This is a genomic window from Pseudomonas sp. NY15354 (genome assembly GCF_048068075.1).
Taxonomy (GTDB): domain Bacteria; phylum Pseudomonadota; class Gammaproteobacteria; order Pseudomonadales; family Pseudomonadaceae; genus Aquipseudomonas; species Aquipseudomonas guariconensis_C.
Genome location: NZ_JBLUPV010000010.1, coordinates 80,487 through 102,674, shown reverse-complemented (window position 1 = coordinate 102,674; position 22,188 = coordinate 80,487). Strand labels below are relative to the sequence as shown.

The following is a 22,188-nucleotide window of genomic DNA, read 5'->3' as shown; positions in this document are numbered from 1 at the left end:
TCGCGACACAAGGCCGCGCCTACACGTACAACTCAATCCGTGTCGGCGGTGGCGAGCCTGCGATGGGCTGCAAAAGCAGCCCCAAGGGACGAAAGCACCCGTATCAACGCGCGTCCGGCACGATGATGTGGGCCGGCGCCTGCGCGGCGCGGCCACGGGCGACGCAGTAGTACAGCACGCTCGGCACGACCAGGCCGATCAGCCAGGACACATCGACACCGCCCAGGTGGGCGACCATAGGGCCGGTGTACAGCTTGGTGTCGATGAAGGGCATCTGCACCAGCACGCCCACGGTGTAGACGATGATCCCCGGCCAGTTCCAGCGGCCATAGCGACCTTCGGGGTCGGCCAGGGCCGGGATGTCGTAGCGCTCCTTGGTGATGAAGTAGTAGTCCACCAGGTTCACGGCGCTCCACGGCACGAAGAAGGTCAGCAGGAACAGGATGAACGACTTGAACGCGCTCAGGAACGAGTGCTGGCCGAGCAGGGCGACCAGGGTCGCGGCGCCGACGATGGCCAGGACGAACACCAGGCGCTGCAGGCGGCTGATCTGCAAATGGCCGCGGAACCCGCTGATGATGGTGGCGATGCACATGAAGCTGCCGTAGGAGTTCAGCGTCGAGATGGTCACCTTGCCGAAGGCGATGCTGAAGTACAGCAGCGCCGCAGTGGTACCCACGCCACCCAGGCCGACAATGTAGGCCACTTCATGGCCGGTGAACTGACCACCGGCAATGGCGGCGGCGAACACACCGAGGATCATCGAAGCCTGGGCGCCGATCACCGAACCCAGGCCGGCGGCGAGGAAGGTCTTGACCGGCGAGGTGCTGCTGGGCAGGTAGCGCGAATAGTCCGCCACGTAGGGGCCGAAGGCGATCTGCCAGGAGGCGGCCAGCGAAACGGCCAGCAGGAACGACGCCCAGGTGAAGTGGCGGTTGTCCAGCAATTGGCCGATGTCGGCCAGCATCAGGATGCGGCTGAACAGGTAGACGAAGGCGATGATCCCCAGCACGCTGGCCAGGCGGCCGATCCAGTGGATCACCCGATAGCCGGCGAGGGTGGCAAGCACGATCACACCCGCGAAGATCAAGATGCCGGTGCTGTCGCTCACACTGAGCAACTGGCCGATCGCCTGGCCGGAGAGCACCGTGCCGGTGGCGGTGAAGCCCAAGTACATCAAGCACACCAGGGCCATGGGGATGGCCGCGCCATAGACGCCGAACTGCACACGGCTGGAAATCATCTGCGGCAGGCCCAGGCGCGGGCCTTGGGCGGCGTGCAGTGCCATGACCGTGCCGCCGACCAATTGGCCGAGCAACAGGCCGATCAGCGACCAGAACACATCGCCGCCGAGCACCACGGCCAGGGCGCCGGTCACGATGGCGGTGATCTGCAGGTTGGCTCCCAGCCAGAGGGTGAACTGGCTGTACACGCGTCCATGGCGTTCAGCTTCGGGGATGTAGTCGATCGAGCGCCGTTCGATCACGGGTTTGTTGGACATGGGCACTCCGCGTGTTTGTTTTTGTGAGGGGCGGGCGAGCCATCGGCAGGGGACGGCTGTGATGAGATATGAGCATGTATAGACAAGTTCGGTCAAGTGAAGCTTGACAACCTCTGACAGGACGGCCACTCGCGTGCCAGACGCTTCGCTTGATCGACTGTTGCGCAAGGTCGGTGGCCAACTGTGCTGGTCGACGAAAAAAGAATGGCCTTATGCTGTAACGAAATATGTCTAGAAAGCCTGAAGAAGGAAGCCGCAATGCCGCTCAAGGACCTGCTGATCGCCCTGGTGGTGATCATCGCCTGGGGAGTCAACTTCGTCGTCATCAAGGTCGGCCTCGATGGCTTGCCGCCCATGCTGCTCGGCGCCCTGCGCTTCGCCTTGGTGGCCTTTCCGGCGATCCTGCTGGTCAAGCGGCCTAAGTTGCCCTGGCGTTGGTTGATCGCCTATGGGGCAACTATTTCCTTGGGGCAGTTCGCGTTTCTGTTCCAGGCCATGTACAGCGGCATGCCGCCGGGGCTGGCCTCGTTGGTGCTGCAGTCCCAGGCCTTCTTCACCCTCGGCTTTGCGGCGTTGTTCCTGGGTGAACGCCTGCGCGTGGCCAGTGTGTTGGGGCTGCTGGTGGCGGCGGGCGGGTTGGTGCTGATCGGCAGCGAGGATGGCAGCCACGTGCCGTTGCTGGCGCTGCTGCTGACCCTGTGCGCCGGGGCCATGTGGGGGATGGGCAACATCATCACCCGGCGCTTTGGCTCGGTGGATCTGGTGGCCCTGGTGATCTGGGGCGGGCTGATCCCGCCGTTGCCGTTTCTGGCTCTGTCCTGGTGGCTCGAAGGCCCCGAGCGCATTGGCCATGCACTGGCCAACCTCGGCTTGAGTTCGGTGCTGGCGCTGGCGTACCTGGCGTTCGTCGCCACCATGTTGGGCTATAGCCTCTGGAGCACGCTGCTGTCGCGTCATCCGGCGGGCAAGGTGGCGCCATTCTCGCTGCTGGTGCCGGTGATTGGCCTGAGTTCGTCGGCCTGGCTACTGGATGAGCGCTTGAGCGCGGTGCAAGGCTGGGGCGCGTTGCTGGTGATGGCGGGGCTGCTGATCAACGTCTTCGGGCCGCGGTTGGGGCAGCGGTTGCGGGCGGCCACGGTCCAATGAACAGGGGGCGGCGGTGGCCTGTTCGCGGGTAAGTCCGCGCCTACAAGGATCACCGCCAACCCTGTGGGAGGGGGCTAGCCGCGACGAGGCTGTACTCCGGTTTGCCTGTTGTCATTGTTCTATCATCGGGACGATCAGGGCCGTTTTTGCTACCTACCGGACTATTGTTCTCATCGGTAGTGTTATACCCAGCCATCTGAGAGAGGAGACTTCTCATGAAAAAGATTCTGGGTGTACACCGTAGCCCCCACGGCCATTGGGTCGGGGATGGCTTCCCGGTTCGCAGCTTGTTCACCTATGACAACCTTGCCCGTCACATCAGCCCGTTCCTGCTGCTCGACTACGCCGGCCCCCACGATTTCACCCCGACCACCGCCCGCCGAGGCGTCGGCCAGCATCCGCACCGGGGCTTCGAGACCGTGACCATTGTCTACCAGGGCGAGCTGGAGCACCGCGACTCCACCGGCGCGGGCGGCTTGATCGGCCCCGGTGACGTGCAGTGGATGACCGCTGCCGACGGCATTCTGCACGAGGAGTTCCATTCGCCAGCCTTCGCCCGCAGTGGCGGCACCCTGGAAATGGTGCAGCTATGGGTCAACCTCCCGGCGCGTGACAAGCGCGCTGCGGCGGGCTATCAGACGCTGCTGGCCAGTGACATCCCAGTGGTGAAGCTGGAAGGCGATGCGGGCACTTTGCGCGTGATTGCCGGTGATTACCAAGGTCACAAGGGCCCGGCGCAGACCTTCACGCCCATGGATGTGTGGGACCTGCGTCTTGCTGCCGGTGCCAGCCTGCAACTGCCCATCGCCCAGGGGCGCAACGCTGCGCTGGTGGTCTTGCGCGGCAATGTGCGGGTCAATGGCGAGCGTGAGGCGGGGCCGGCCAGTCTGGTGTTGCTGGAGCGCGACGGTGAGCATGTGCAGGTGCAGGCGTTGGAAGACGTGAGTCTGTTGCTGCTCAGTGGCGAGCCTATCGATGAGCCCATCGTCGGCTATGGCCCGTTCGTGATGAACAGCCAGGCGGAGATCGCCGAGTCGTTCGACGACTTCCAGGCCGGGCGATTCGGGCAGATGGTTGGGGAGCAAGGCCCTCGGCATTGAGGTGATGGGCCGCTGAGCGGCAGCCGTTCAACCGGTCTGCCGCCAGTGCACGTCACTGATCCCGTAACGCTCGGCCACCGGCTTGCTGACCTTCTTGATCTTCTCGCGCCCGTAGCGTCCGATACGGGCAACGCCCGCATCGCAACTTGCCCAGTGCCAAGCCTCGGCATTGTCCATCCGCTCGGCGCGGATCACGAACGACTTGTGTTGCCCGTGCAGGTCGTAGTCGATCACGAAGAGTTTGGCATCGATCATCGGTCCCCATCCCTTGCGCAGCAGCGCAGGCTGGCCCTATACGAGACGTTCCGTGGCCTATCCGTGGGAATCTACCCAAAGGGCAAAAGTTTTAAATTAATCACCGTCTACCGACCAGCGGCAGTGGCTCGACCGTTTGTCGCGAGCGCGTTCAACCGGATCGAACATCTCCTGTCTAACCGGCCTCTTCTTCTAAGGTGCTAAAGGGATTGCACGGCATCATTGCGACAGCGAATGGGCTGGCGCTTGAGCATGTGCAATATCAATTGGCACTGCGCCACTTCAGGGCGTACTCACACACAACAGGCCATCCAGTACAGAGAGGGTCGAACCATGTCGCTGATAGGGGTTTCGCTATTGGAAATGCGCCAGCTGATCGAGCAGGCCTGTCTGCCCGACCGCTGCGAGGTCAGTTGCCCGGACGGCGTCAGCCTGACCATCCGCCTGGGCAACGAGCAGGGGCTGGACGATTGCCTGACGGTCACCGGCATTGCGCTGGACAGCCTCAACAGTTGTCGTGACCTGCACGAACTGGTGAACCAACTGCGCAAGGAGCAGCGCCTGGGCCACCCCCACGGGGTGACCAAGGCCATGGCCTGACGGGCTTTCACGACCCGGTCAGCCAACGCTGGCCGGGCGCACGTATTCAGGCATCAGGCTGTTGGACCAGAACAGGATCATCGCCACCAGGATGGTCACCAGCAACAGCAGTCCCACACCCCAGACACAGGTCGAGAACAGCATCGCCTGTTCCTTGTGAAGACGCAGGAAGGTTTGCAAGCCGCCATAGAGCAACACCGTGGCGTAAGCGGAGGCCGCCAGCAGGGCTGCCACGGCCAACCAGCGCATCGGTACCAGGCCGACCACTCCCGCGACGAACCACGGCGTGGCGCAATAGGCGGCAAAGCCGATGCATTGGTTGAGGGTGGGCTGGGCGTCGAAGCCCCGTGACATCCAGCGGATCATCACCCCCATGAGCATCACGCCGACCACGGTCGTCGCATACAGCAGGCCGGCCAGCTGCGCAGCGCTGACCATGCTCAGGCGCACCCGCTCTTCGCTGGCCAGGCTCCAGCCGAAAGTGGTGGTGCCGACGAACAGGCACACAGCCGGGATCAGCGCCAGGGCCAGCAGGCGTGGCAGGTATTGTTGGGGATGGGCTTCCTCGGCGCGGCGGATGTCCAGCCAGGCGGCGCCGGGTTGGGTGAAGAGCTTGAGCAAGGGACTGTTCATGGCATTCTCCTCGAGGGCAAGCGTGTCCTCTTTTTATGGAGAAGCCCGAGCGTCCAGGGTTCAGGTTATCTGGGGGCCGTTGATCGCTTCATTGCAGCTCTAGCACCAGATTCATGCCCCCGTCGCCGCATTTGGCATGGTCACGCACCACGCCGTGGTAGCTGCGCCCATCCCAGACGAAAGCCACGCTGTGGGCGCGGTCGAGCTTCTCTGGCAGGGGTGGGTCGATGTGCAGACGCAAGGCCGGGCTGCCTTGCAGGTTGAGGACGGCAAGTTGGACCTGACATTCCACACGCTGGGCCACTGGGCCGAACAGCGTATCGCGGACGAAGTCCAGCTCCAGGCAGGCGCACGGAGCGCGGTACATGGGCTTCATGGGTGGCACAGCTGAATGGGGGACATGGCGGGCTCCTGGGAAGGATCGCGGAGGTATCTCTCATTCGAAACCTATCCGGGGGCGTCGTTCAAATTATTTCTATTTCATTCAGCGTTATCTGTTTCAAGGCTGGCGCTCGGCCACGGCCTTGAGGGTACGCAAGGTCACCAGCGGAGCATCCACCACGAACTGGTTGGCCAGCCACCCTGGCACGTCGCCTGCGGGGTCGGCCTGCAGTTGGTAGGTCACTTCGGTTTCTTTTTCGCCCAAGGGGCGCATGGTCCATTCCCCGCGCAGCCGGCGCACGCGGATCAACCCAGGCACTGCGGGTATCCGGCCAGGCTCGGCGCTCAGGTGGCGCACCAGGGTGCCGTCGTCCAGGCGTTCGGTGCGTACGCGCAGCACGATGTCCCGCGGGCGGGCCGGCCAGGGCAGGTCGGTGACCAGGTAGACCCAGGTGCTGTCGCCATCGACTTCCAGCAGACGCATTTCGGCGCAGGCATACAGCCATTTGCAGGCTACCCGCAGGTTTTCCTGCAGGTCGGTGAGGGTGCGCACGCTCGCCTTGATGCGGGTAACGCCGCGAAATGCCTGGTACGACGAGCCCTCGACAGCGCTCAAGTAGACGTCGACGCCATCCTCCTGTTGCGCAAGGCGCCAGTCGTCGGCCAGCAGCACAGGGGCGGGCAACAGAAGCAGGAGGGTGAGCAACAGGCGATACAAGGGCATGGCCGCAGGCCCAAGGCTGGAAGTCCAAAAAGTATGGACACAAACGACAAGCCCGCCATGAAGGCGGGCTTGCTGACATCAGCCTGAACTCAACGCTGTGGGTTGAGGGTCAGGTGCACGTGGCGGTTGACGTCTTTGTACAGCAGGTAGCTGAACGGGCCTGGGCCGCCGGCGTAGCAGGCTTGCGGGCAGAAGGCGCGCAGCCACATGAAGTCACCGGCTTCGACTTCGACCCAGTCCTGGTTCAGGCGGTACACCGCCTTGCCTTCCAGCACGTACAGGCCGTGTTCCATGACGTGGGTTTCAGCGAACGGAATCACGCCGCCTGGCTGGAAGGTCACGATGTTGACGTGCATGTCATGGCGCATGTCGGCCATGTCGACGAAGCGGGTGGTGACCCAACGGCCTTCGGTGCCCGGCATCTCGATGACGGTGGCGTCCTTGCGATGGGTGACGAAGGATTCCGGAACAGCCAGGCCTTCGACCTTCTGGTAGTGCTTGCGCAGCCAGTGGAAGGTGACGTTGGACTTGCTGTTGTTGCGCAGGCTCCAGTCGGCGCCCGGGGCCAGGAAGGCGTAGCCGCCTGGGACCAGAGTGTGGTGCTTGCCTTCGACGGTGATGTCGATTTCGCCTTCGACCACGAACACGACCGCTTCGGCGTTCGGGTCCAGCTCAGGACGCTCGCTGCCGCCTTCCGGGGCGACTTCGACGATGTACTGGGAGAAGGTTTCGGCGAAGCCGGTCAGCGGGCGGGCGATGACCCACATGCGCATCTTGTCCCAGAACGGCAGGTGGCTGGTGACGATGTCACGCATCACGCCCTTGGGGATGACGGCATAGGCTTCGGTGAACATGGCACGGTCAGTCAGCAGCTCGGTTTGGCCTGGGTGCCCACCGTGAGGGGCGAAGTACGAATGATTCGACATGGAGAGTCTCGACTTGTTGTTCTGTCCCCGTGCCGTTGAACCGCACCGGCCGGTGCGCCGCAGGGGATGCACGGACAGGATATGAGCCTTTCCGTGGCATCCACAAATTAAATGTTGAAATGTCCGGTATTTATTCAGTGAATGTCGACCTGGCGCCCGGCATGGGCCTCTGGCAGACGATCGCCCTGGCCGAACAGCTTGTGGCGTAGGGTGCCATCTTCATAGGCCAGCGGGTAGCGACCACGGCGTTGCAGCTCGGGTATCAACAGCTCGACCACGTTGGCCACATCGTCCGGTTGCACCGCGTAGGTGAGGTTGAAACCGTCGATGCCGGTCTGGTCCAGCCAGGCTTCCAATTGATCGGCGACTTCAGCCGCTGAACCCACCAGCACCGGGCCCCGACCGCCCAGCCCTACGAACTGCGCCGCCTCGCGTACTGTCCAGCGCCGGTTGGGGTCGGCGGCGGTGAAGGCGGCCAGGGCGGCACGGCCGGCGTCGTTCTCCACATATTCGATGGGCGCGTCGGGTTCGAGGCCTGCGAAGTCGATACCGGTCCAGCCCGACAGCAGGGCCAGGGCCGCTTCCAGGTCGACGTGACGGCGGTAGTCGGCAAAGCGTGCCTGGGCTTGCTCGCCCGTGTGGCCAACGATCAGCAGGGCCTGGGCATAGATAAGCACCTCGTCGCGACCGCGACCGGCCGCTTCGCTGGCCTGGCGGATACCTTCGGCGTAGCGACGCAGCACGGTGGGTGTCGGGCCACTGATGAATACGCATTCGGCATGCCGCGCGGCGAATTGCTGCCCGCGCGCCGAGGCGCCGGCCTGGAACAGCACCGGGGTGCGCTGGGGCGAGGGCTGGCACAGGTGCATGCCGGGCACCTGAAAGTGCTCGCCAGTATGGGCGATGGGATGCACGCGCGACGGATCAATGTAGCGGCCGGTCTCGCGCTCAAGCACCACGGCGTCGTCGTCCCAGCTCTTTTCCCAGAGTTTGTAGAGTACGTCGAGGTACTCCTCGGCCAGGTCGTAGCGTTGGTCATGGCCCAGTTGCCGGGCCAGGCCCAGGTTGCGTGCGGCGCTGTCGAGGTAGCCGGTAACGATGTTCCAGCCGACCCGGCCATTGCTCAGGTGGTCGAGGGTCGACATGCGCCGAGCGAACGGGTAGGGGTGCTCATAGGTCAGCGAGAAAGTCACGCCGAACCCCAGGTGTTCGGTCACCCCGGCCATGGCCGGCACCAACAGCAACGGGTCGTTGACCGGGACCTGCACACCGCCGCGCAGGGCCGCGTCCGGCCCGCCCTGATAGACATCGTAGATGCCCAGCACATCGGCGATGAACAGCGCATCGAACAGCCCGCGCTCAAGCAGACGGGCCAGATCGGTCCAGTAGTCCAGGCGGTTGAAATCCACGCTGGTGTTGCGCGGGTGACGCCACAGGCCCGGTGACTGGTGGCTGGCGGCGTTCATGCTGAAGGCGTTGAAGCGAATGGGACGCGGCATGTGGGCTCCTTGGCGTCAGGGCAGCACGGAAGCCGGGTAGACCGCATCGGCCACCTGCAGCTTGCGAGGAATCAGGCCCAGGCCCTGGAAGGTGTCGGCCAGTTTCTGCTGTTCGGCGACGATCTGTGGGGTGATGGCCACCGCGTTGTAGTTGCGCCGCTCACTGGCCACCTCCAGCACGTCGGCACCGATGCCCAGTTGCGGCGCCAGCAGGTTGGCCACCTCGGCGGGCTTGGCGTTGGCCCACTGGCTGACTTTGGCCAGTTCGCTGAAGAAGGTCTTGAGCAGCGCGCGGTGCTGGTCGGCGAACGCTGCGGTGGAGAGGTAGAAGGTGCGGTTGTTGGAAAGCCCGCTGCCATCGCGCAGGTTCTTCAGACCTGGTTGTCGTTCGGCGGCGGCCAGGAACGGGTCCCACAGGGTGACGGCCTGCACGCTGCCTGATTGCAGGGCGGCCACGGCGTCGGCGGCGTTGTTGACGTAGGCGGGGGTGATGTCTTTGTAGCTCAGGCCCGCCTGCTCCAGGGCCACGGCCAGTAGGTACTGGGCGTTCCAGCCGCGACCGGTGGCCACGCGCTTGCCTTTGAGGCCCTGGACGCCCTCGATGTGGTCCTGCTCGCGTACCACCAGCCCGATGCCGCGGGGGTAGGGCTGTTCAGCTGCCAGGTAGACCATCGGTTTGCCGGCCGCCTGGGCGAATACCGAGGGCGCATCGGCGGCATGACCCAGGTCGATGGCGCCTGTGCTCAGGGCTTCGAGCAATTGTGGGCCGGCGGCGAACTCGTGCCAGCTGACTTTCACGCCTTGGGGGGCCAGTGCCTTTTCAAGGGCTCCGCTGCCTTTGAGGATGTTGATGCTGTTGAACTTCTGGTAACCGATACGCAAGGTCTTGGCGTCTTCAGCCAAGGCGTTGGACCACGGCAACAAAGTGCTGGCGACACTGGCCAGCAGGCCGCCGAGCAGTAGGCGGCGAAGGGGAGAAAAGGCACGGGCAGGCACGGGACGGGCTCCTTGAAAGGCTTGGGTAGGTGATCTCCAGCCTAAGGAGGCGCGTAGGGCCTTTCAATTTTTTAATTCCATTTAGTTAGATTGTTTTGTTCTTTATATATCGTTTTGTTTTTTATAGGCGATGAGTCGGATAGGGCAGACAACATTTTTTTCACATCCACTTGCTAGGATTTCGCCTCCTTCAAGGAGACGATCAATGGCACGAGCCCTGCGCGCACGTACTGCAAAAGTGTTGGTGGCCGGCACCGCCGGAGTGCTTGCCAGCGCCCTGGGGTTCTTTGCCTGGCAGAGTTTCTACCCGGTTCAGGCCGCGGACGGCTGGGATGTTCAGGTACTCCACCGTTCGGTGGACAAGGCCGCCTCCCTGCTGCCCCAGGCCGATGGCAGCCTGCTGGTGAGCCGCGAGCTGGACGATGGCCGTGGCAGCATCCTGAAGATCACTGCCGAAGGCGATCGGGTGGTGTTGATCGAGGGGTTGTCCAAACCTGATGGCATGGTGGCCGCCCAGGGCGGTTGGGTATTCAGCCAGGAAGGCGGCAAGGCGCCGGTCAGCCTTGCCCGGGACGGTCAGGTAACCCGGTTGTTCGACGGCGAAAGCGTGCAGGGTCTGTGGAACGACGGCGATTACCTCTATGCCATCGAGGACCGCAAGGGCAATGGCCGGTTGATGCGTTACGACTGGCACAGCGGCCAACTCGACATCCTGCGCTCAGGCTTGACCGAAACCGAGGGCCTGACCCGTTGCAGCGATGGGCGCCTGCTTTACACCGAAAAGGGGGCCGGGCAGATCCGTGCGCTGAGCGAGGATGGCCAGGACCCGGTGGTGGCCAGCGGCCTGCGCAACCCCACCTTCCTGCTCTGCGATCAGCGTGGGCTGTGGATCAGCGAAGACTCCACCCACCGCGCACGGCTGTTGCGCATCGACGCCGACGGTCAGCGTCATACGGTGCTGACGTTCCTCAAGGCGCCCCAGGCCATCGTCCCTGACGGCAAGGGCGGCTACCTGCTCGCCGAAGGCGGGCGCGACCGGGTGTTGCGTCTGACGCCACCGATCGATACCAGCACCGCTCAGGCGCAGGATGTGGCCCCGGACGTGCCCGGGGCCTGATCAGCTGGGTAGACGCTTGCTGCGCCCCGGCAGCAAGCCGAGCACCAGCGTGCAGCCCAGCAGGATCACCCCACCGCCCACCATCTGCAGAAGGCTCAGGGCCTCGCCGAGGAACAGTGCGCCGATCAGCACGGCCACCAAGGTCACCACGAATTCCACGCTGATGGTGCGGGTGGCACCGATGCGCGCGACCAGGCCGAAGTACAGCACGTAGGTGGTGGCGCTCATCACCGCGCCGCTGATGGCCAGCAGCAGCCAGTCGCCGGCCTGGGGCACGGTGGGTACAGGCACCACCCACAACAAGGGCAATGTCAGCAGGCCGCCAGCGAGAAAGGCACCACCGGTGACCGTCCACGGGTCCTGGCCGCGCAGGCGCAGGCTCGCATAGTTGCTGCCGAACGCAGCGCACAGACAGCCAAAGACCGAAGCGATGCAGCCGTGAATGAAGTCTTCGGTCACGGCCTGCGCCGGGAACCCCACCAGCATGACGATGCCAAGTACGCCCAACAGCAGGCCAGCCAGGCCCTGGGGGGTGATTTTCTCGAGGCCCCAGACGCGGCCGATGATCATCGAGAACAGCGGAATGGTCGCCACCAGAATCGCCGACATGGCGGTGCCGATTCGCGGTGTGGCGTAGGAAAGACCGATCAGTTGCCCGGCCACCGTGGTGGCGCCCACGACCAGCAGCGGCTTGAGCAAGGGCCGCAGGCGCAGCGCCCGCCCCAGCAGCGCCGCCAGCACGGCCAGCGTGCTGCCGGCGATCAGCGAGCGCAGGCTGACCGCGCCCACCCAGCCGAAGGCATGCACCACCTTGAGCACCACCAGAAAGGACAGCCCCCAGGTGATGGCCAGGAACGAATAGGCGGCAAGGTCGCGCGGTTGCATGGGGGGCTGGGTCCATCCGGGAGAGGAAGGCAGGCTAGCGGGTGGGCGCACAAGGGAGCAAGGGGGTGGGGCGGGGTTGGCGTGTCTGGTGTGGATCGTGTCGCAACCAAGGGGTTGGTCAGGGATTGAGGGGCTGCTTTGCAGACCATCGCAGGCTTGCACCGGGCCTGCGCCACTCTCAAAACTTGTGAAATCCCTGTGGGCGGGGTACCCGCTAGGCCATTACACAGTTTGGCGCTGTGCGACCAGCAGCAGCGACTGCGGCACCGGGCTTTGCGGATGCTGCGGCTCCTGCAGGCTGACCAGCCGCAGCCCGGCCATGTCCAGGGCATTCAACCAGCTGGAGAGGGTGCGGAAATACCAGGGCATCGGAGCCCATTGCCCGGCGAATCCGGCGAACGTCTCTTCGCGCCAGCCATCCTGGTAGTCACCGTTGGCCATCGTCCAGGGATGCAGGGTCTGGATGACCAGTGCGCCGCCTGGGGCGAGCAGGGCGCGCATGGCGTCGAGCAACGGGATGATGTTCTGGTGCAGCAAGGCGAAGTTGGCGCACACCACGTCGTATGCATGGCCCACGTCTACCTGCCTTTGAGCCAATTGTTCGTAGGTCGCCTGGAATACCTGGGGCGATCCAGCCGCTTGCGCGGCTTGCACCAGCCCTGCATCACCGTCCACGCCTGTCACCTCGAGCCCTCGCTCGGCCAAGGCGCGCAACAACCAGCCCTCGCCGCAGCCCAGGTCCAGCACGTGCTCAGGTTGGCGGCCCAACACCGCCAGCAGGATGGCCTGGTCGGTGACCTGCCGTCGGCTTTCGATGGCGCCGCTGCGCACGGCCTCGATCCAGGCTTGGGCATTGTGCTGCCAACTGTGCAGCAGTGAGGCTTCAGGTGTGGGCATCGGCAGTGTCCCGTGGGAATGGTCAAGCACAAGGATAGGCCTGATCGTGCAAGCCAAGGTAGAAGGCTTCTGGCATCATGCGCAGAGGCCTATGTATTCGAAAGCTGAATCTTGCGTATGACAGACAGTGCAAAACCAAATAGATCGATCTATGACCTGGACCTGCTCCGGGCTGTGGTGATGGTCGCCGATTGCGGCAGTTTCACCACGGCGGCCGCCAGGCTTCACTCCACCCAGTCCACCGTCAGCCAGAAGGTACGGCGGTTGGAGGAGATGGTGGGGCACCAGTTGCTCGATCGCAGCAACCGCGAAGTGCATCCGACCGATGCCGGCGAGATGCTGTTGGGGTATGCGCGGCATCTGCTGGCGGTGAGCAATCAACTGAGCGAGGCGTTGTCCGGTGGCGTGACGGTGACAGTGCGCATCGGTTTACCGGACGATTTTGTCGCGGGCAAGACCATGGCAGCGCTGGCCGCGTTCAACCGCAAGCACCCCAAGGTGAAGCTTGAGATCACCGGGGGGCTGAGCCGCGACCTGATGAGCAGCTATGACCGCGGCGAGCTGGATCTGGTGCTGATCAAGCAGCGCCGCCACAGCCGTGAGGCCAACGCCTGCCAGCCCGAGCGCATCGAATGGATCGACAGCGCGCAATACCCCTGTTTCGCCCAGGACCCGATCCCGCTGGTGACCTTCCCTGCGCGCGGCCTGTACCGCGATGACATGATCAGTGCCATCGAGGCCATGGGCCGTAGCTGGCGCATCGGGTTTACCAGTTCGAGCCTGGCCGGCATCCAGGAGGCGGTGGCCAATGGGCTGGGTGTCAGCCTGTTGCCGTCGCGGGTGGTCACACCGGGGCACCGGGTGTTGGGGAGCGAGGAGGGGTTCAAGCCGATCAAGGTGTTCGAGGCGGCGGTCTTCTATCGGCCCACGGCCGACCCGATGGTCAAGGCACTGGCGGAAATCCTGATCGGGATCCTGCGCGACGAAGCACCCGAACCGGCCTGATGCCGCCTGGGGCGCAAGGCGCCCCCAGGCGGCAACTCAGCGGCGCATCTCGCGAGCGAACTGGGCAGCCTGAAGCTGCAAGGTGGCAGGCCCGCTCCAGAACGCCCCATGGCGAACGATCAGCCGCTCATGCAGGGCGGCCGCTACCGCCGCAGCTGCGTTCGGAGCCTTGAAAAGCACGAAGCTCGCCTCGTTGCCCACCTTCAGGCCATAGTCCGTCTTACCCATCACAGCGGCGCCGGCCTCGGTGGCCATGTCCAGCGCGACCCGCAGCTCTTCGTCGGTATTGAAGCCCGAGCGATAGCTGACCAGCATCGCCCGTTGCAGCATGTCGCCATTGCCGTAGGGCCACCAGGCGTCCTGGATGTTGTCGTTGCCAGTGAACACCCGCACACCTCCCGCGCGCAGGCGCAATACCGGCGGGAAGGCATGCTCGCCAGGCGCGTTGGTCATGATCGACACGCCCGCATCGGCCAGCACCTCGGCGGTCCGGTCGACCACAAGGTCGGACACATCGCCCAGCCCATAGGCATGGCTGACCGCCACGTGGCCCTGCATGCCCAATGCGCGGGTGCGTGCGGCAATGCGTTCGAGCTGGGCAATGCAGATCTCGCCCGGTTCGTGAAGGTGGATGTCGGCTTTCGCGCCGTGGCGCTCGGCGATACCGAAGACGATATCGAGCTGGGCCTCGGCGTCGCCATCGAGGGTCGTCGGGTCGATGCCGCCAACCACCTGCACACCCTCGCGGATGGCGGCCTCCAGGACGTCGGCGGTACCAGGGCAGGACACCACACCGGCCTGGGGAAAGGCCACCAGTTCCATATCGATCAGGTCCTTCCACTTCTCCCGTGCCTCGAGAATGGCGCGTAGGTGGCTCAGCCCGGTCGTGGCATCGACATCCACGTGACAGCGCATGGCGAGGGTGCCGTAGCAGGCGGCCTGGCGGATCAACGAGTCGGCGCGGTCGAGGATGGGCAGGGCGCTGGCCAGTTCGCGCTTTTCCACCGCCAGGCGCTCGCGCAGGGTCGCGACGCTCTGGTGGGGGCGCCAGCGGTCGCCGACGAAGCTCTTGTCCAGGTGGATATGGCCATCGACGAAGCCGGGCAGGGCCAGCAGACCTTCCAGGTCGACGGTCTCGACCGACGCCACGGCGGCGCGTTGCGGGCCGATGTGGGTGATGCGTCCGTTCTTCACGGCGATGTTCAGGGGCAGGCCATCTGCATCGATGGCATTGATGAACTCACGGTCGTTCATGGCTGGCCTTTTCTCATCGGGGCCGGATCGACGAAACGCACGGTGGCGGGCGATGGCCCCTGGGTTGGATGTAGCGTCACACGGTAGGGAATCTCCAAGGCCCCCACAAATTAAATATCAGCATCGATTGCAGTGTGTTTCTGGATACAGGCAACCGGTATCGGCTGCATTAAAAAGCCCACTGAAGTCGATTCCGATATTTAACTTTCAAAGCCTTCAGGCAAGGGCCAGGATGGCACCCCAGAGCAGTTTTGCCGCTGCTGGGCTGGGCAATCGAGGGCGTCTATCACAGCGCTTTTGGCCCAGTCACCCAAACAATAAAAACAAATGCTGTGGGCAGGGTTACCTGATGTGGCAGGTGACGCTGTGCAGCGTGTCAGGGTCCATTCATGATCAAAGATTCCAAGCTACTGCGTGCCGCCCTTATCTTCATCGCTTGCACTTCATTCATCGTCTGCGGTGTACAGCCTATCTTCATGGGGTTGGTCACCGAACAACTGAACTTGTCGCTCGATCAACAGGGCTGGGTCGTCTCGGTGGAGATGATCGGCATGACCTTGGGCACCTTGCTGTGCCCGATCCTGATGAAGCGCCAGGGCGGGCGCAGCCTATGCCTGCTCGTGGGCCTGCTGTGCGTTGCGTTGAGCATCGCCACGGCCTTCGCCTCGACCAACGCCATGCTGCTGCTCGTGCGTCTGGCCGCAGGAACCTGCGCCGGGTTGGTGTATGCCTATGCGGTGTCCACGCTGGGACGTTTGCCCAACCAGGACCGTTCGTTCGGCCTGATGCTGTTGCTGCAGACGCCGGAGTACTCGTTGTTTTCCGCCGCCTTGCCGCTGCTCGCGGCCCAGAGCGGCACGGTGACGGCGCTGTGTTCCTTTGGCCTGTGGTACCTGCTGATCTGCGGCGCGAGCCTTGCACTGCCACGCAGGCCTGCAGTGCTGGTCGGCAGCGGCGAGGGGACGCCCGCCCAGGGCGGCTCGTCGCGCACAGGACGCAGCGCGCTGGTGGGCATGCTGTTCATGCAGATCGCCATCTATTGCGTGTGGGGCTTCATCGATCAACTGGCACGTGACCAAGGTATCGACGGGGTGGATATCGGCTGGGCGTTCGGTTTGTCGGCCATTGGCGGCCTGCCAGGGGCGGGGCTGCCCGCTTTGCTGGGCGCTCGGGTCAACCGCCAGATGATGATCGCCGTGGGCCTGGTGGCGATCTTCGTGTCGATCGCCATGCTGACCGGGCATACCCGCACGCCGATGCAGCTGTGCGTCGCGCTGCTGCTGATCAACTTTGGATGGGTGTTGTCGTTGTCGTACTACATGGCGCTGATCACCACCAACGACCCGACCGGAAAGCTCACACCTCTGGTGAGCATCACGCTGATGGGCGCGGCGGCGGTGACCCCAGCCTTGATCGCCCTGCTAGTGGAGGGGTCGAATCAGCAGTTGATCTTCCTGTTGGGCACCAGCGCGTTGGTGATCGCCTTTGCGATCACGTGCCTGGGTGGACGGCCCAAGGGGGCACAGGAGCGGTTGTCGGCCTCGGTTTGAATGGGCCAGATGGGGCCGTTGCGGCCCCTCTCGTCGATGTAAGTGCTGTCTTAAGTTAAAACGTTAGATAGTGTTTATAACTGCATGATTTATAAATATTAACGTTTGGCAATGGCATGCTGTACGCATTGCTCGTAGTAGGTCTGCTTGATCGCTGCGGGCTTGAGCCGGGACTGACTGTTATAGGTCTGCTCGGTGATGCCAAAGGCCGTCATGCGCATCCAGGGCTTGGGGAATTTGCGTGTCTGCAGCCGCTTGCGCGTGGCGTACAGCGTGACGCCGGAAAGCTTGGCCTGCTGCGCATCGGCGGCGATCTGCGAACCCCAGTGGCACACTTGGCGGTCGTTCTGGTTCAAGGCCTTGGCATGGGCTCCGAAGGCGACTGTGGCCATCACACAGCCGGCGATCGTTGCTAGAAATACCCGCATGATGCTGTCCTAAGCTTATGAAGGAGAAGGGAGTTTGCCTTCGCTTCACAGGGCTGGGGGCCAGCAATTTGCCGTCAAGCACGTACCCCAAGCATCGTCAGGAGCACGCCGCCCAGCAATATCAGGTAAGCGCGGGCGTGGAGGGTATCGTTGATGCGTCCGACCAACGGCGCAGCCAGCACCATGCCCAGCCAGGCGCCCGCCACCAACGCGGCGCCGGCATACAGATTGACCAGGCCCAGGTAGCCTGCGCCCAGCGCCAATTGCGCCTGGGGCAACAGGGCATAGGTCAGCGTGGCCACCAGCGCCATGGGCAACGACAACGGGTTGGCCATGGCCGTGGCGGTCAGCATGCTTGCGCCGCGCCGACGCATCAACGGCACGGTCATGACGCTGCCGCCCACACCGAGCAAGGCTGCCACCGCGCCGATCGGCACACCCAGCAAAGTCGCCTGCCCTCGGCCCAACGGGTGAACCTGTGGGTGGCTCGTCGCCACGAAACCCGGGCGCAGCCAGCCATCGAGCAGGCTCGCCACCAAGTAGGCGATGAACAGCCATCGCAGCCAGTCACTGTGCAGCCAGAGCGCTGCAGCAGCGCCGAGCAGGGCGCCAAGACTGATGCCTGGGACCAGCCGGCGCACCAGGCCCCATTGCAGGCTCCCGGCGCGATGATGACGCCAGCTGGCCAGGGCGCTGCTGACGACCATCACCGCGGCCGAGGTGGCCACGGCGATCTGCATGGCGTGCTCGCTGGCCAGGCTGCCGGCTTCGTGGCTGGTCACCAGCAGCGCATAGAGCAAGGGCACGGCGAAGAATCCGCCGCCAAAGCCGAACAACAAGGTGGTGACGCCAGCGCACAGGCCGAACGCAACGAGCAAGGCGTAGAACATGCAAGACCCTCCAGAGTCGATGAGGGCTGCACGATAAAGGGCGTGGGGTTGGCTGGCATGCGCGCATTGGCCAATAATCGTTGTTTTTCGGCCAGGGCGATCAGCATGCGCAATATCCCTTTGCAGACGGTGGATGCAACGCCCCGGCCAGTGCTGGCCATCGGCACCGATTACCCGCCCGGCACGTTGCTGGCGGCACACAGCCATCGGCGGGCGCAGTTTCTCTACGGCATGAGTGGTCTGATGGATGTGCTGACCGATGACGGCGCCTGGGTGGTCCCGCCCTACAACGGCGTCTGGATTCCGCCGGGCAAGCGCCACCAAGTGCGCATGCGCGGCGTCAGCACCCGCAGCCTGTACATCGAGCCCGAAGCGGTGCCCAGGGTGGGCGAGCAGTGCGAGGCGTTGCTGGTCAGCCCCTTGCTTCATGAACTGCTGCTGGCCAGTGCCGAGGTGCCGGCGTTGTACGACACCCAAGGGCGCGACGGCCTGCTGGTTGGCTTGATGCTGGCAGAATTGCGCCGCGCCCGGCCATTGCCGCTGTTCGCGCCGATCCCGCAGGAGCCGCGTGTTGCGAAGTTGTGCCAGGCGTTTCTCGCCCAGCCGGATATCCGCGTCACGCCCCAGGATTGGGCGCAGCGGCTGAACTGGAGCCTTCGTAGCTTTACCCGGCGCTTTCGAACGCTCACGGGGTTGTCGTTCATCCAATGGCGGCAACAAGCGTGCCTGATGGCGGCAGTGGCGCGCCTGGCGGCGGGGGAGTCGGTCACGCGGGTGGCGCTGGATCTGGGCTATGAAAGCCCGAGTGCGTTTTCCAGCATGTACAGGCGGATGATGGGGGAGGCACCTTCGGCCCTACGGCACACGGTGGTGTGAGGCAAAAAAATGATCGCGGAGACAGGCACAAGCCAGCCACCCGCTTCCACGGGAAGTGTTCTGGGACCAGCAGAGGGTGACCGGGGAAGCGGGGGCGACATTGCGCCGCCCCGCGATCAAAACTAACGAAGAGGAATCAGGCAGCCTGGTTGCGCTTGCCCTGGGACTTGCGCACCTGGGTGCGGCAGGCGTCGCCGAACGCTTCGAAGATCTTGATCGAGTCAGGGTTCTTCGCGGCTTGCCATTCCGGGTGCCACTGCACGGCGAACAGGAACGGCGAGATGCTTGGGGCGTGGATCGCTTCGACCAGGCCGTCTTCGGCATGGGCGATCGGCTCGATGCCCTTGCCCAGCTTGTTCAGGCCCTGGCCATGCAGGGAGTTGACGCGGATTTCGTCGGTGCCGAGCTTCTCGCGCAGCCAGCTGCCTGGTTTGACCTTGACGCTGTGTACGGCCTGGTACTGGACTTCGACCGGATCTTCGGGGTTTTCCCGGTGGTCGTTGAAGCCTGGCTCGGCGTAGACCTTCTGGTAGATGTCGCCGCCCAGGGCTACGTTGATTTCCTGCATGCCACGGCAGATGCCGAAGATCGGCAGGCCGCGAGCGATGGCCATTTTCACCAGTGGGATGTCGAACAGGTCGCGATCTTTGTCCTGGGCCTTGCCCGGGGTTTCGTTTTCCTGGCCATAGAGGGCTGGGTCGATATTGCTGCCCGCGCCGGTCAGGTAGACGCCGTCGGCCATGTCCAGGTAGGTCTCGAGGTCTTCGACGCCACAGCAGGTGGGTACGAGGACCGGGACGCAACCGGCGAATTCGACCAGCGGGGTGATGTATTTGTGGGTCATGACCTGATAGTCATGGCCTTTGCGCTCTTGGCTGCCCATGGTCATCAGGACGACGGGTTTGCGCAGGGAGGGTTGCTTGTTGCCAATGTTGCTGTTGGACATATGTCACCTTGGGACAGGTTCTACCTGTCGTTGTTGTGCAGGCGCACGGGCTCGGCCTTGAGTACGTCCTGAAGCCCCGAGCACTGCCGGCTCGCCTGGCAGGCGATTCCGGTCGGGGCTTACTCATAGCTTGCCAGAGCCGTTCGATATGTCAAACGAGTGACGAGGGGCGCAGGCGCCGTTTTTCGGGGGCTTGAGGGCTTGGAGCCCTGCGGCGACAAGGGTTTGGCGGGGGGTTAGGTCAATAATATTTAACGATGCAGTTGGGTCTTTGCATGGGTGCAATGAGTGCCGGCAGGTACTGGAGGGTTGGTGGGTTCCATCTACCCATACGAGGGGGCCTTTGCGTGCGCATTCGCGGGTGAACCCGCCCACCCCACTGAAGGACAGCCAGTTCCGTCCGGGCGGCGCAAACGCTGCGGGAGCGGGTTTGCCCGCGAATACGACGGTGAATCACTATCGCATTCGCGGGTGGACCCGCTCCCACAGGGGCGGTGGTTATCCAGAAAGGTCTAGTGCAGGATTTGTTTGAGGAACGCTTGTGCCCGTTGGGTTTTCGGGTGATTGAAGAACACCTCCGGCGGGCTGTCCTCGATGATCTGCCCACCCTCCAGGAACAACACCCGCTCGGCCACCTGGCGGGCAAAGCCCATTTCATGGGTGACGCAGAGCATGGTCATGCCAGTACCGGCCAGTTGCACCAGCACATCCAGCACTTCGGCGACCATCTCAGGGTCCAGGGCCGAGGTGGGTTCGTCGAACAGCATGATGCGCGGTTTCATGCACAGCGCCCGGGCAATGGCCACCCGCTGCTGCTGGCCGCCGGAGAGCTGGCTGGGGTACTTGTGGGCCTGGCTCTCGATGCCGACCTTGCTCAGGTACATGCGCGCCCGCTCTTCGGCGTCCTTGCGCGACAGACCGCGCACGGTGGTGGGGGCCAGCAGGCAGTTGTCCAGCACGCTCATGTGCGGGAACAGGTTGAAGTGCTGGAACACCATGCCGATCTCGCTGCGTACCTGGGCGGCCTGGCGGCTGGTGGCGGCAAGGTCCGTGCCGGCTACGTGGATGCTGCCCTGTTCGGCGATTTCCAGGCGGTTGATGCAGCGGATCAGCGTCGACTTGCCCGAGCCTGAGGGGCCGCAGAGCACGATGCGCTCGCCTTCGCGGACTTGCAGGTTGATGTCGTGCAGTACATGGAAGGCGCCGTAGTGCTTGTTCAGGCCCTCGATGCGGATCAGCACCGGGCGTGGGTCGGGTTCGGGGGTGACGCTGGCAAGGCTCAGAGAGGCGGCGGTCATCTTGTTGTTCTCCCGCGTGGTTTTAGTCGAAGCGTGCAGCGCTGTAGGGCGATGGATCGGTGAATGGAGCCTGGCCTGTGACCAGTTCGGCCAGCAGGCGACCGCTGACCGGGCCCAAGGTCAGGCCGTGGTGGGCGTGGCCGAAGTTGAACCACAGGTTCTTGTGCCGTGGTGCCGGGCCGATTACCGGGCGCATGTCCGGCAGGCACGGGCGCCGGCCCAGCCACGGGCGGTCGTCCAGGCGCTCGCCCAGGGCCGGGAACAGCTTGCGGGCCAGGGCTTCGCAGCGGCCCAGCTGGATTTCGTTGCCGGGGGCATCGTGGGCTGCGAACTCGATACCGGTGGTCAGGCGCACGCCCCGGGCCATCGGCGCCAGAACGTAGCCACCTTGGGTGTCGCAGATCGAGTGGGCTAGTTCGGCGCCGTCCCGGGTGCTGTAGTGCATGTGATAGCCACGCTTGATCGCCAGCGGGAAGTGGTAGCCCAGTGGCTCGAACAGCTCGGCTGACTGTGGGCCGAGGCAGGCCACCACCTCGTCGGCGGTGATCGGGCCGCGACGGCTGTCCAACTGCCACTGTGCACCGACCTGACGCAGGCTGCGGGCGTCGCCATGGATGAACTGGCCACCCCGTTGGATGAACAGGGCGGCGTAGCCTCGGGTCAGGCCACCGGGGTTGTTGACGGTCTTCGGGTCCAGCCAGTGGATGCCGCCGATCACGTCGCCATCGAGCTGGTGTTCCCGGGCTTGCAGTTGATCGCGTTCGAGAATCTCGTATTGCAGGTTGTAGCGGGCAAGGCCCTTGAGGTCGGCCTTGGCCTGGGCGAACAGGCCTGGGTCACGGTACACCTCGATCCAACCCTTGGCCTGCACCAGCGCACCGAGGCCGGCGGCGTCGATCAGGGCGTCGTGCTCTTCGACGCAGCGCTGCACCAGCGGCAGCATGTCGGCGGCGGCACTGGCCAGGCGCCCGGGGGCGGACTGTTGCCAGTAGCGCAGTAGCCAAGGCGCAGCCTTGGGCAGGTGCAGCAGGCTGTAGCGCACATCTGGCTGGCGGTTCAGGCCGTAGCGCAGCAGGGCGCCCAGGCTGCGTGGGAAGGCGTAGGGGATGACGCTGGAGCGCTCGATCAACCCGGCGTTGCCGTGGCTGGTGCCGCTGCCGGGCTCATCGCGGTCGATCAGGATCACCTGGCGGCCACGGGCCTGCAGGTGCAGGGCGGTACTGACGCCGACGATGCCGGCGCCCAGGACGATGGTTTGGCAATGCATGGAGCGTATCCTTC

Annotated in this window: 23 protein-coding genes; 7 read left to right on the top strand and 16 right to left on the bottom strand. The window is 64.2% G+C overall.

Annotated features, from left to right (window positions below; translation table 11 throughout):
- Positions 1 to 103: 103 nt before the first annotated feature.
- Entirely contained in the window at positions 104 to 1,501 is a 1,398-nt protein-coding gene (locus tag ACNFCH_RS12600; protein WP_337158285.1) for a cytosine permease, read from the bottom strand.
- 258 nt (positions 1,502 to 1,759) lie between these two features.
- Between ACNFCH_RS12600 and ACNFCH_RS12595 the strand changes: the two genes are divergently transcribed.
- Both ACNFCH_RS12595 and ACNFCH_RS12590 read left to right on the top strand, forming a co-directional pair.
- Positions 1,760 to 2,647, top strand: a complete 888-nt coding sequence (locus tag ACNFCH_RS12595) for an EamA family transporter (RefSeq protein ID WP_070090989.1) — start codon at positions 1,760 to 1,762, stop codon at positions 2,645 to 2,647.
- 215 nt (positions 2,648 to 2,862) lie between these two features.
- A complete protein-coding gene (locus ACNFCH_RS12590; RefSeq protein ID WP_416742899.1) occupies positions 2,863 to 3,747 on the top strand; it encodes a pirin family protein in 885 nt (294 codons plus the stop codon).
- Positions 3,748 to 3,774: 27 nt separating this feature from the next.
- On the opposite strand, the gene ACNFCH_RS12585 is transcribed toward ACNFCH_RS12590, so the two are convergent.
- Positions 3,775 to 4,002, bottom strand: coding sequence for a DUF6555 family protein (locus ACNFCH_RS12585; protein WP_196161989.1), 228 nt, complete (start codon positions 4,000 to 4,002; stop codon positions 3,775 to 3,777).
- A gap of 333 nt (positions 4,003 to 4,335) precedes the next feature.
- Between ACNFCH_RS12585 and ACNFCH_RS12580 the strand changes: the two genes are divergently transcribed.
- Complete coding sequence (locus tag ACNFCH_RS12580; protein ID WP_337158287.1) at positions 4,336 to 4,602, top strand: DUF1652 domain-containing protein; 267 nt, start codon at positions 4,336 to 4,338, stop codon at positions 4,600 to 4,602.
- Positions 4,603 to 4,620: 18 nt separating this feature from the next.
- Here the strand turns inward: ACNFCH_RS12580 and ACNFCH_RS12575 are convergent, their stop codons facing one another.
- The 6 genes from ACNFCH_RS12575 to ACNFCH_RS12550 all read right to left on the bottom strand — a co-directional run bounded on the left by ACNFCH_RS12575 (position 4,621) and on the right by ACNFCH_RS12550 (position 9,761).
- A complete protein-coding gene (locus ACNFCH_RS12575; RefSeq protein ID WP_337158288.1) occupies positions 4,621 to 5,235 on the bottom strand; it encodes a Yip1 family protein in 615 nt (204 codons plus the stop codon).
- An 88-nt stretch (positions 5,236 to 5,323) separates the two neighbouring features.
- On the bottom strand, positions 5,324 to 5,611 hold the full coding sequence (locus ACNFCH_RS12570) for a hypothetical protein (protein ID WP_337158289.1): 288 nt from the start codon (positions 5,609 to 5,611) through the stop codon (positions 5,324 to 5,326).
- 123 nt (positions 5,612 to 5,734) lie between these two features.
- On the bottom strand, positions 5,735 to 6,334 hold the full coding sequence (locus ACNFCH_RS12565; protein WP_416742926.1) for an START domain-containing protein: 600 nt from the start codon (positions 6,332 to 6,334) through the stop codon (positions 5,735 to 5,737).
- Positions 6,335 to 6,429: 95 nt separating this feature from the next.
- Complete coding sequence (locus ACNFCH_RS12560; protein ID WP_070091132.1) at positions 6,430 to 7,266, bottom strand: bifunctional allantoicase/(S)-ureidoglycine aminohydrolase; 837 nt, start codon at positions 7,264 to 7,266, stop codon at positions 6,430 to 6,432.
- Positions 7,267 to 7,400: 134 nt separating this feature from the next.
- Entirely contained in the window at positions 7,401 to 8,765 is a 1,365-nt protein-coding gene (locus ACNFCH_RS12555; RefSeq protein ID WP_416742898.1) for an LLM class flavin-dependent oxidoreductase, read from the bottom strand.
- A 15-nt stretch (positions 8,766 to 8,780) separates the two neighbouring features.
- Positions 8,781 to 9,761, bottom strand: coding sequence for an aliphatic sulfonate ABC transporter substrate-binding protein (locus ACNFCH_RS12550; protein ID WP_416742897.1), 981 nt, complete (start codon positions 9,759 to 9,761; stop codon positions 8,781 to 8,783).
- Between the two features lie 205 nt (positions 9,762 to 9,966).
- On the opposite strand from ACNFCH_RS12550, the gene ACNFCH_RS12545 reads away from it, so the two are divergent.
- Complete coding sequence (locus tag ACNFCH_RS12545) at positions 9,967 to 10,878, top strand: hypothetical protein (protein WP_337158293.1); 912 nt, start codon at positions 9,967 to 9,969, stop codon at positions 10,876 to 10,878.
- Here the strand turns inward: ACNFCH_RS12545 and ACNFCH_RS12540 are convergent, their stop codons facing one another.
- Both ACNFCH_RS12540 and ACNFCH_RS12535 read right to left on the bottom strand, forming a co-directional pair.
- A complete protein-coding gene (locus tag ACNFCH_RS12540) occupies positions 10,879 to 11,763 on the bottom strand; it encodes a DMT family transporter (protein WP_416742896.1) in 885 nt (294 codons plus the stop codon).
- A 222-nt stretch (positions 11,764 to 11,985) separates the two neighbouring features.
- Positions 11,986 to 12,660 (bottom strand): class I SAM-dependent methyltransferase, encoded by a 675-nt coding sequence (locus ACNFCH_RS12535; protein ID WP_416742895.1) that lies wholly within the window; start codon positions 12,658 to 12,660, stop codon positions 11,986 to 11,988.
- 117 nt (positions 12,661 to 12,777) lie between these two features.
- Here ACNFCH_RS12535 and ACNFCH_RS12530 point away from each other — a divergent pair, with 117 nt between their 5' ends.
- Positions 12,778 to 13,665 carry a LysR family transcriptional regulator gene (locus ACNFCH_RS12530; RefSeq protein WP_323113926.1) on the top strand — a complete coding sequence of 296 codons (888 nt, stop codon included), beginning with the start codon at positions 12,778 to 12,780 and terminating at the stop codon, positions 13,663 to 13,665.
- Positions 13,666 to 13,701: 36 nt separating this feature from the next.
- Here the strand turns inward: ACNFCH_RS12530 and ACNFCH_RS12525 are convergent, their stop codons facing one another.
- Entirely contained in the window at positions 13,702 to 14,919 is a 1,218-nt protein-coding gene (locus ACNFCH_RS12525; protein ID WP_416742894.1) for an amidohydrolase family protein, read from the bottom strand.
- Positions 14,920 to 15,308: 389 nt separating this feature from the next.
- Between ACNFCH_RS12525 and ACNFCH_RS12520 the strand changes: the two genes are divergently transcribed.
- Complete coding sequence (locus ACNFCH_RS12520) at positions 15,309 to 16,469, top strand: MFS transporter (protein ID WP_337158298.1); 1,161 nt, start codon at positions 15,309 to 15,311, stop codon at positions 16,467 to 16,469.
- Positions 16,470 to 16,567: 98 nt separating this feature from the next.
- Here ACNFCH_RS12520 and ACNFCH_RS12515 read toward each other — a convergent pair whose 3' ends face one another.
- Both ACNFCH_RS12515 and ACNFCH_RS12510 read right to left on the bottom strand, forming a co-directional pair.
- Positions 16,568 to 16,897, bottom strand: a complete 330-nt coding sequence (locus ACNFCH_RS12515) for a hypothetical protein (RefSeq protein ID WP_337158299.1) — start codon at positions 16,895 to 16,897, stop codon at positions 16,568 to 16,570.
- Positions 16,898 to 16,971: 74 nt separating this feature from the next.
- A complete protein-coding gene (locus tag ACNFCH_RS12510; protein ID WP_337158300.1) occupies positions 16,972 to 17,787 on the bottom strand; it encodes a sulfite exporter TauE/SafE family protein in 816 nt (271 codons plus the stop codon).
- A gap of 105 nt (positions 17,788 to 17,892) precedes the next feature.
- Here ACNFCH_RS12510 and ACNFCH_RS12505 point away from each other — a divergent pair, with 105 nt between their 5' ends.
- Positions 17,893 to 18,663: a helix-turn-helix transcriptional regulator gene (locus tag ACNFCH_RS12505; RefSeq protein WP_337158301.1), complete on the top strand. Its 771-nt coding sequence runs from the start codon at positions 17,893 to 17,895 to the stop codon at positions 18,661 to 18,663.
- A 136-nt stretch (positions 18,664 to 18,799) separates the two neighbouring features.
- On the opposite strand, the gene ACNFCH_RS12500 is transcribed toward ACNFCH_RS12505, so the two are convergent.
- From ACNFCH_RS12500 to ACNFCH_RS12490, 3 genes are all read right to left on the bottom strand, one after another.
- Positions 18,800 to 19,609 (bottom strand): type 1 glutamine amidotransferase, encoded by an 810-nt coding sequence (locus tag ACNFCH_RS12500; protein WP_337158302.1) that lies wholly within the window; start codon positions 19,607 to 19,609, stop codon positions 18,800 to 18,802.
- A gap of 512 nt (positions 19,610 to 20,121) precedes the next feature.
- Positions 20,122 to 20,907, bottom strand: a complete 786-nt coding sequence (locus ACNFCH_RS12495; RefSeq protein WP_337158303.1) for an amino acid ABC transporter ATP-binding protein — start codon at positions 20,905 to 20,907, stop codon at positions 20,122 to 20,124.
- A gap of 22 nt (positions 20,908 to 20,929) precedes the next feature.
- A complete protein-coding gene (locus ACNFCH_RS12490) occupies positions 20,930 to 22,174 on the bottom strand; it encodes an FAD-binding oxidoreductase (protein WP_337158304.1) in 1,245 nt (414 codons plus the stop codon).
- Positions 22,175 to 22,188 lie beyond the last annotated feature (14 nt).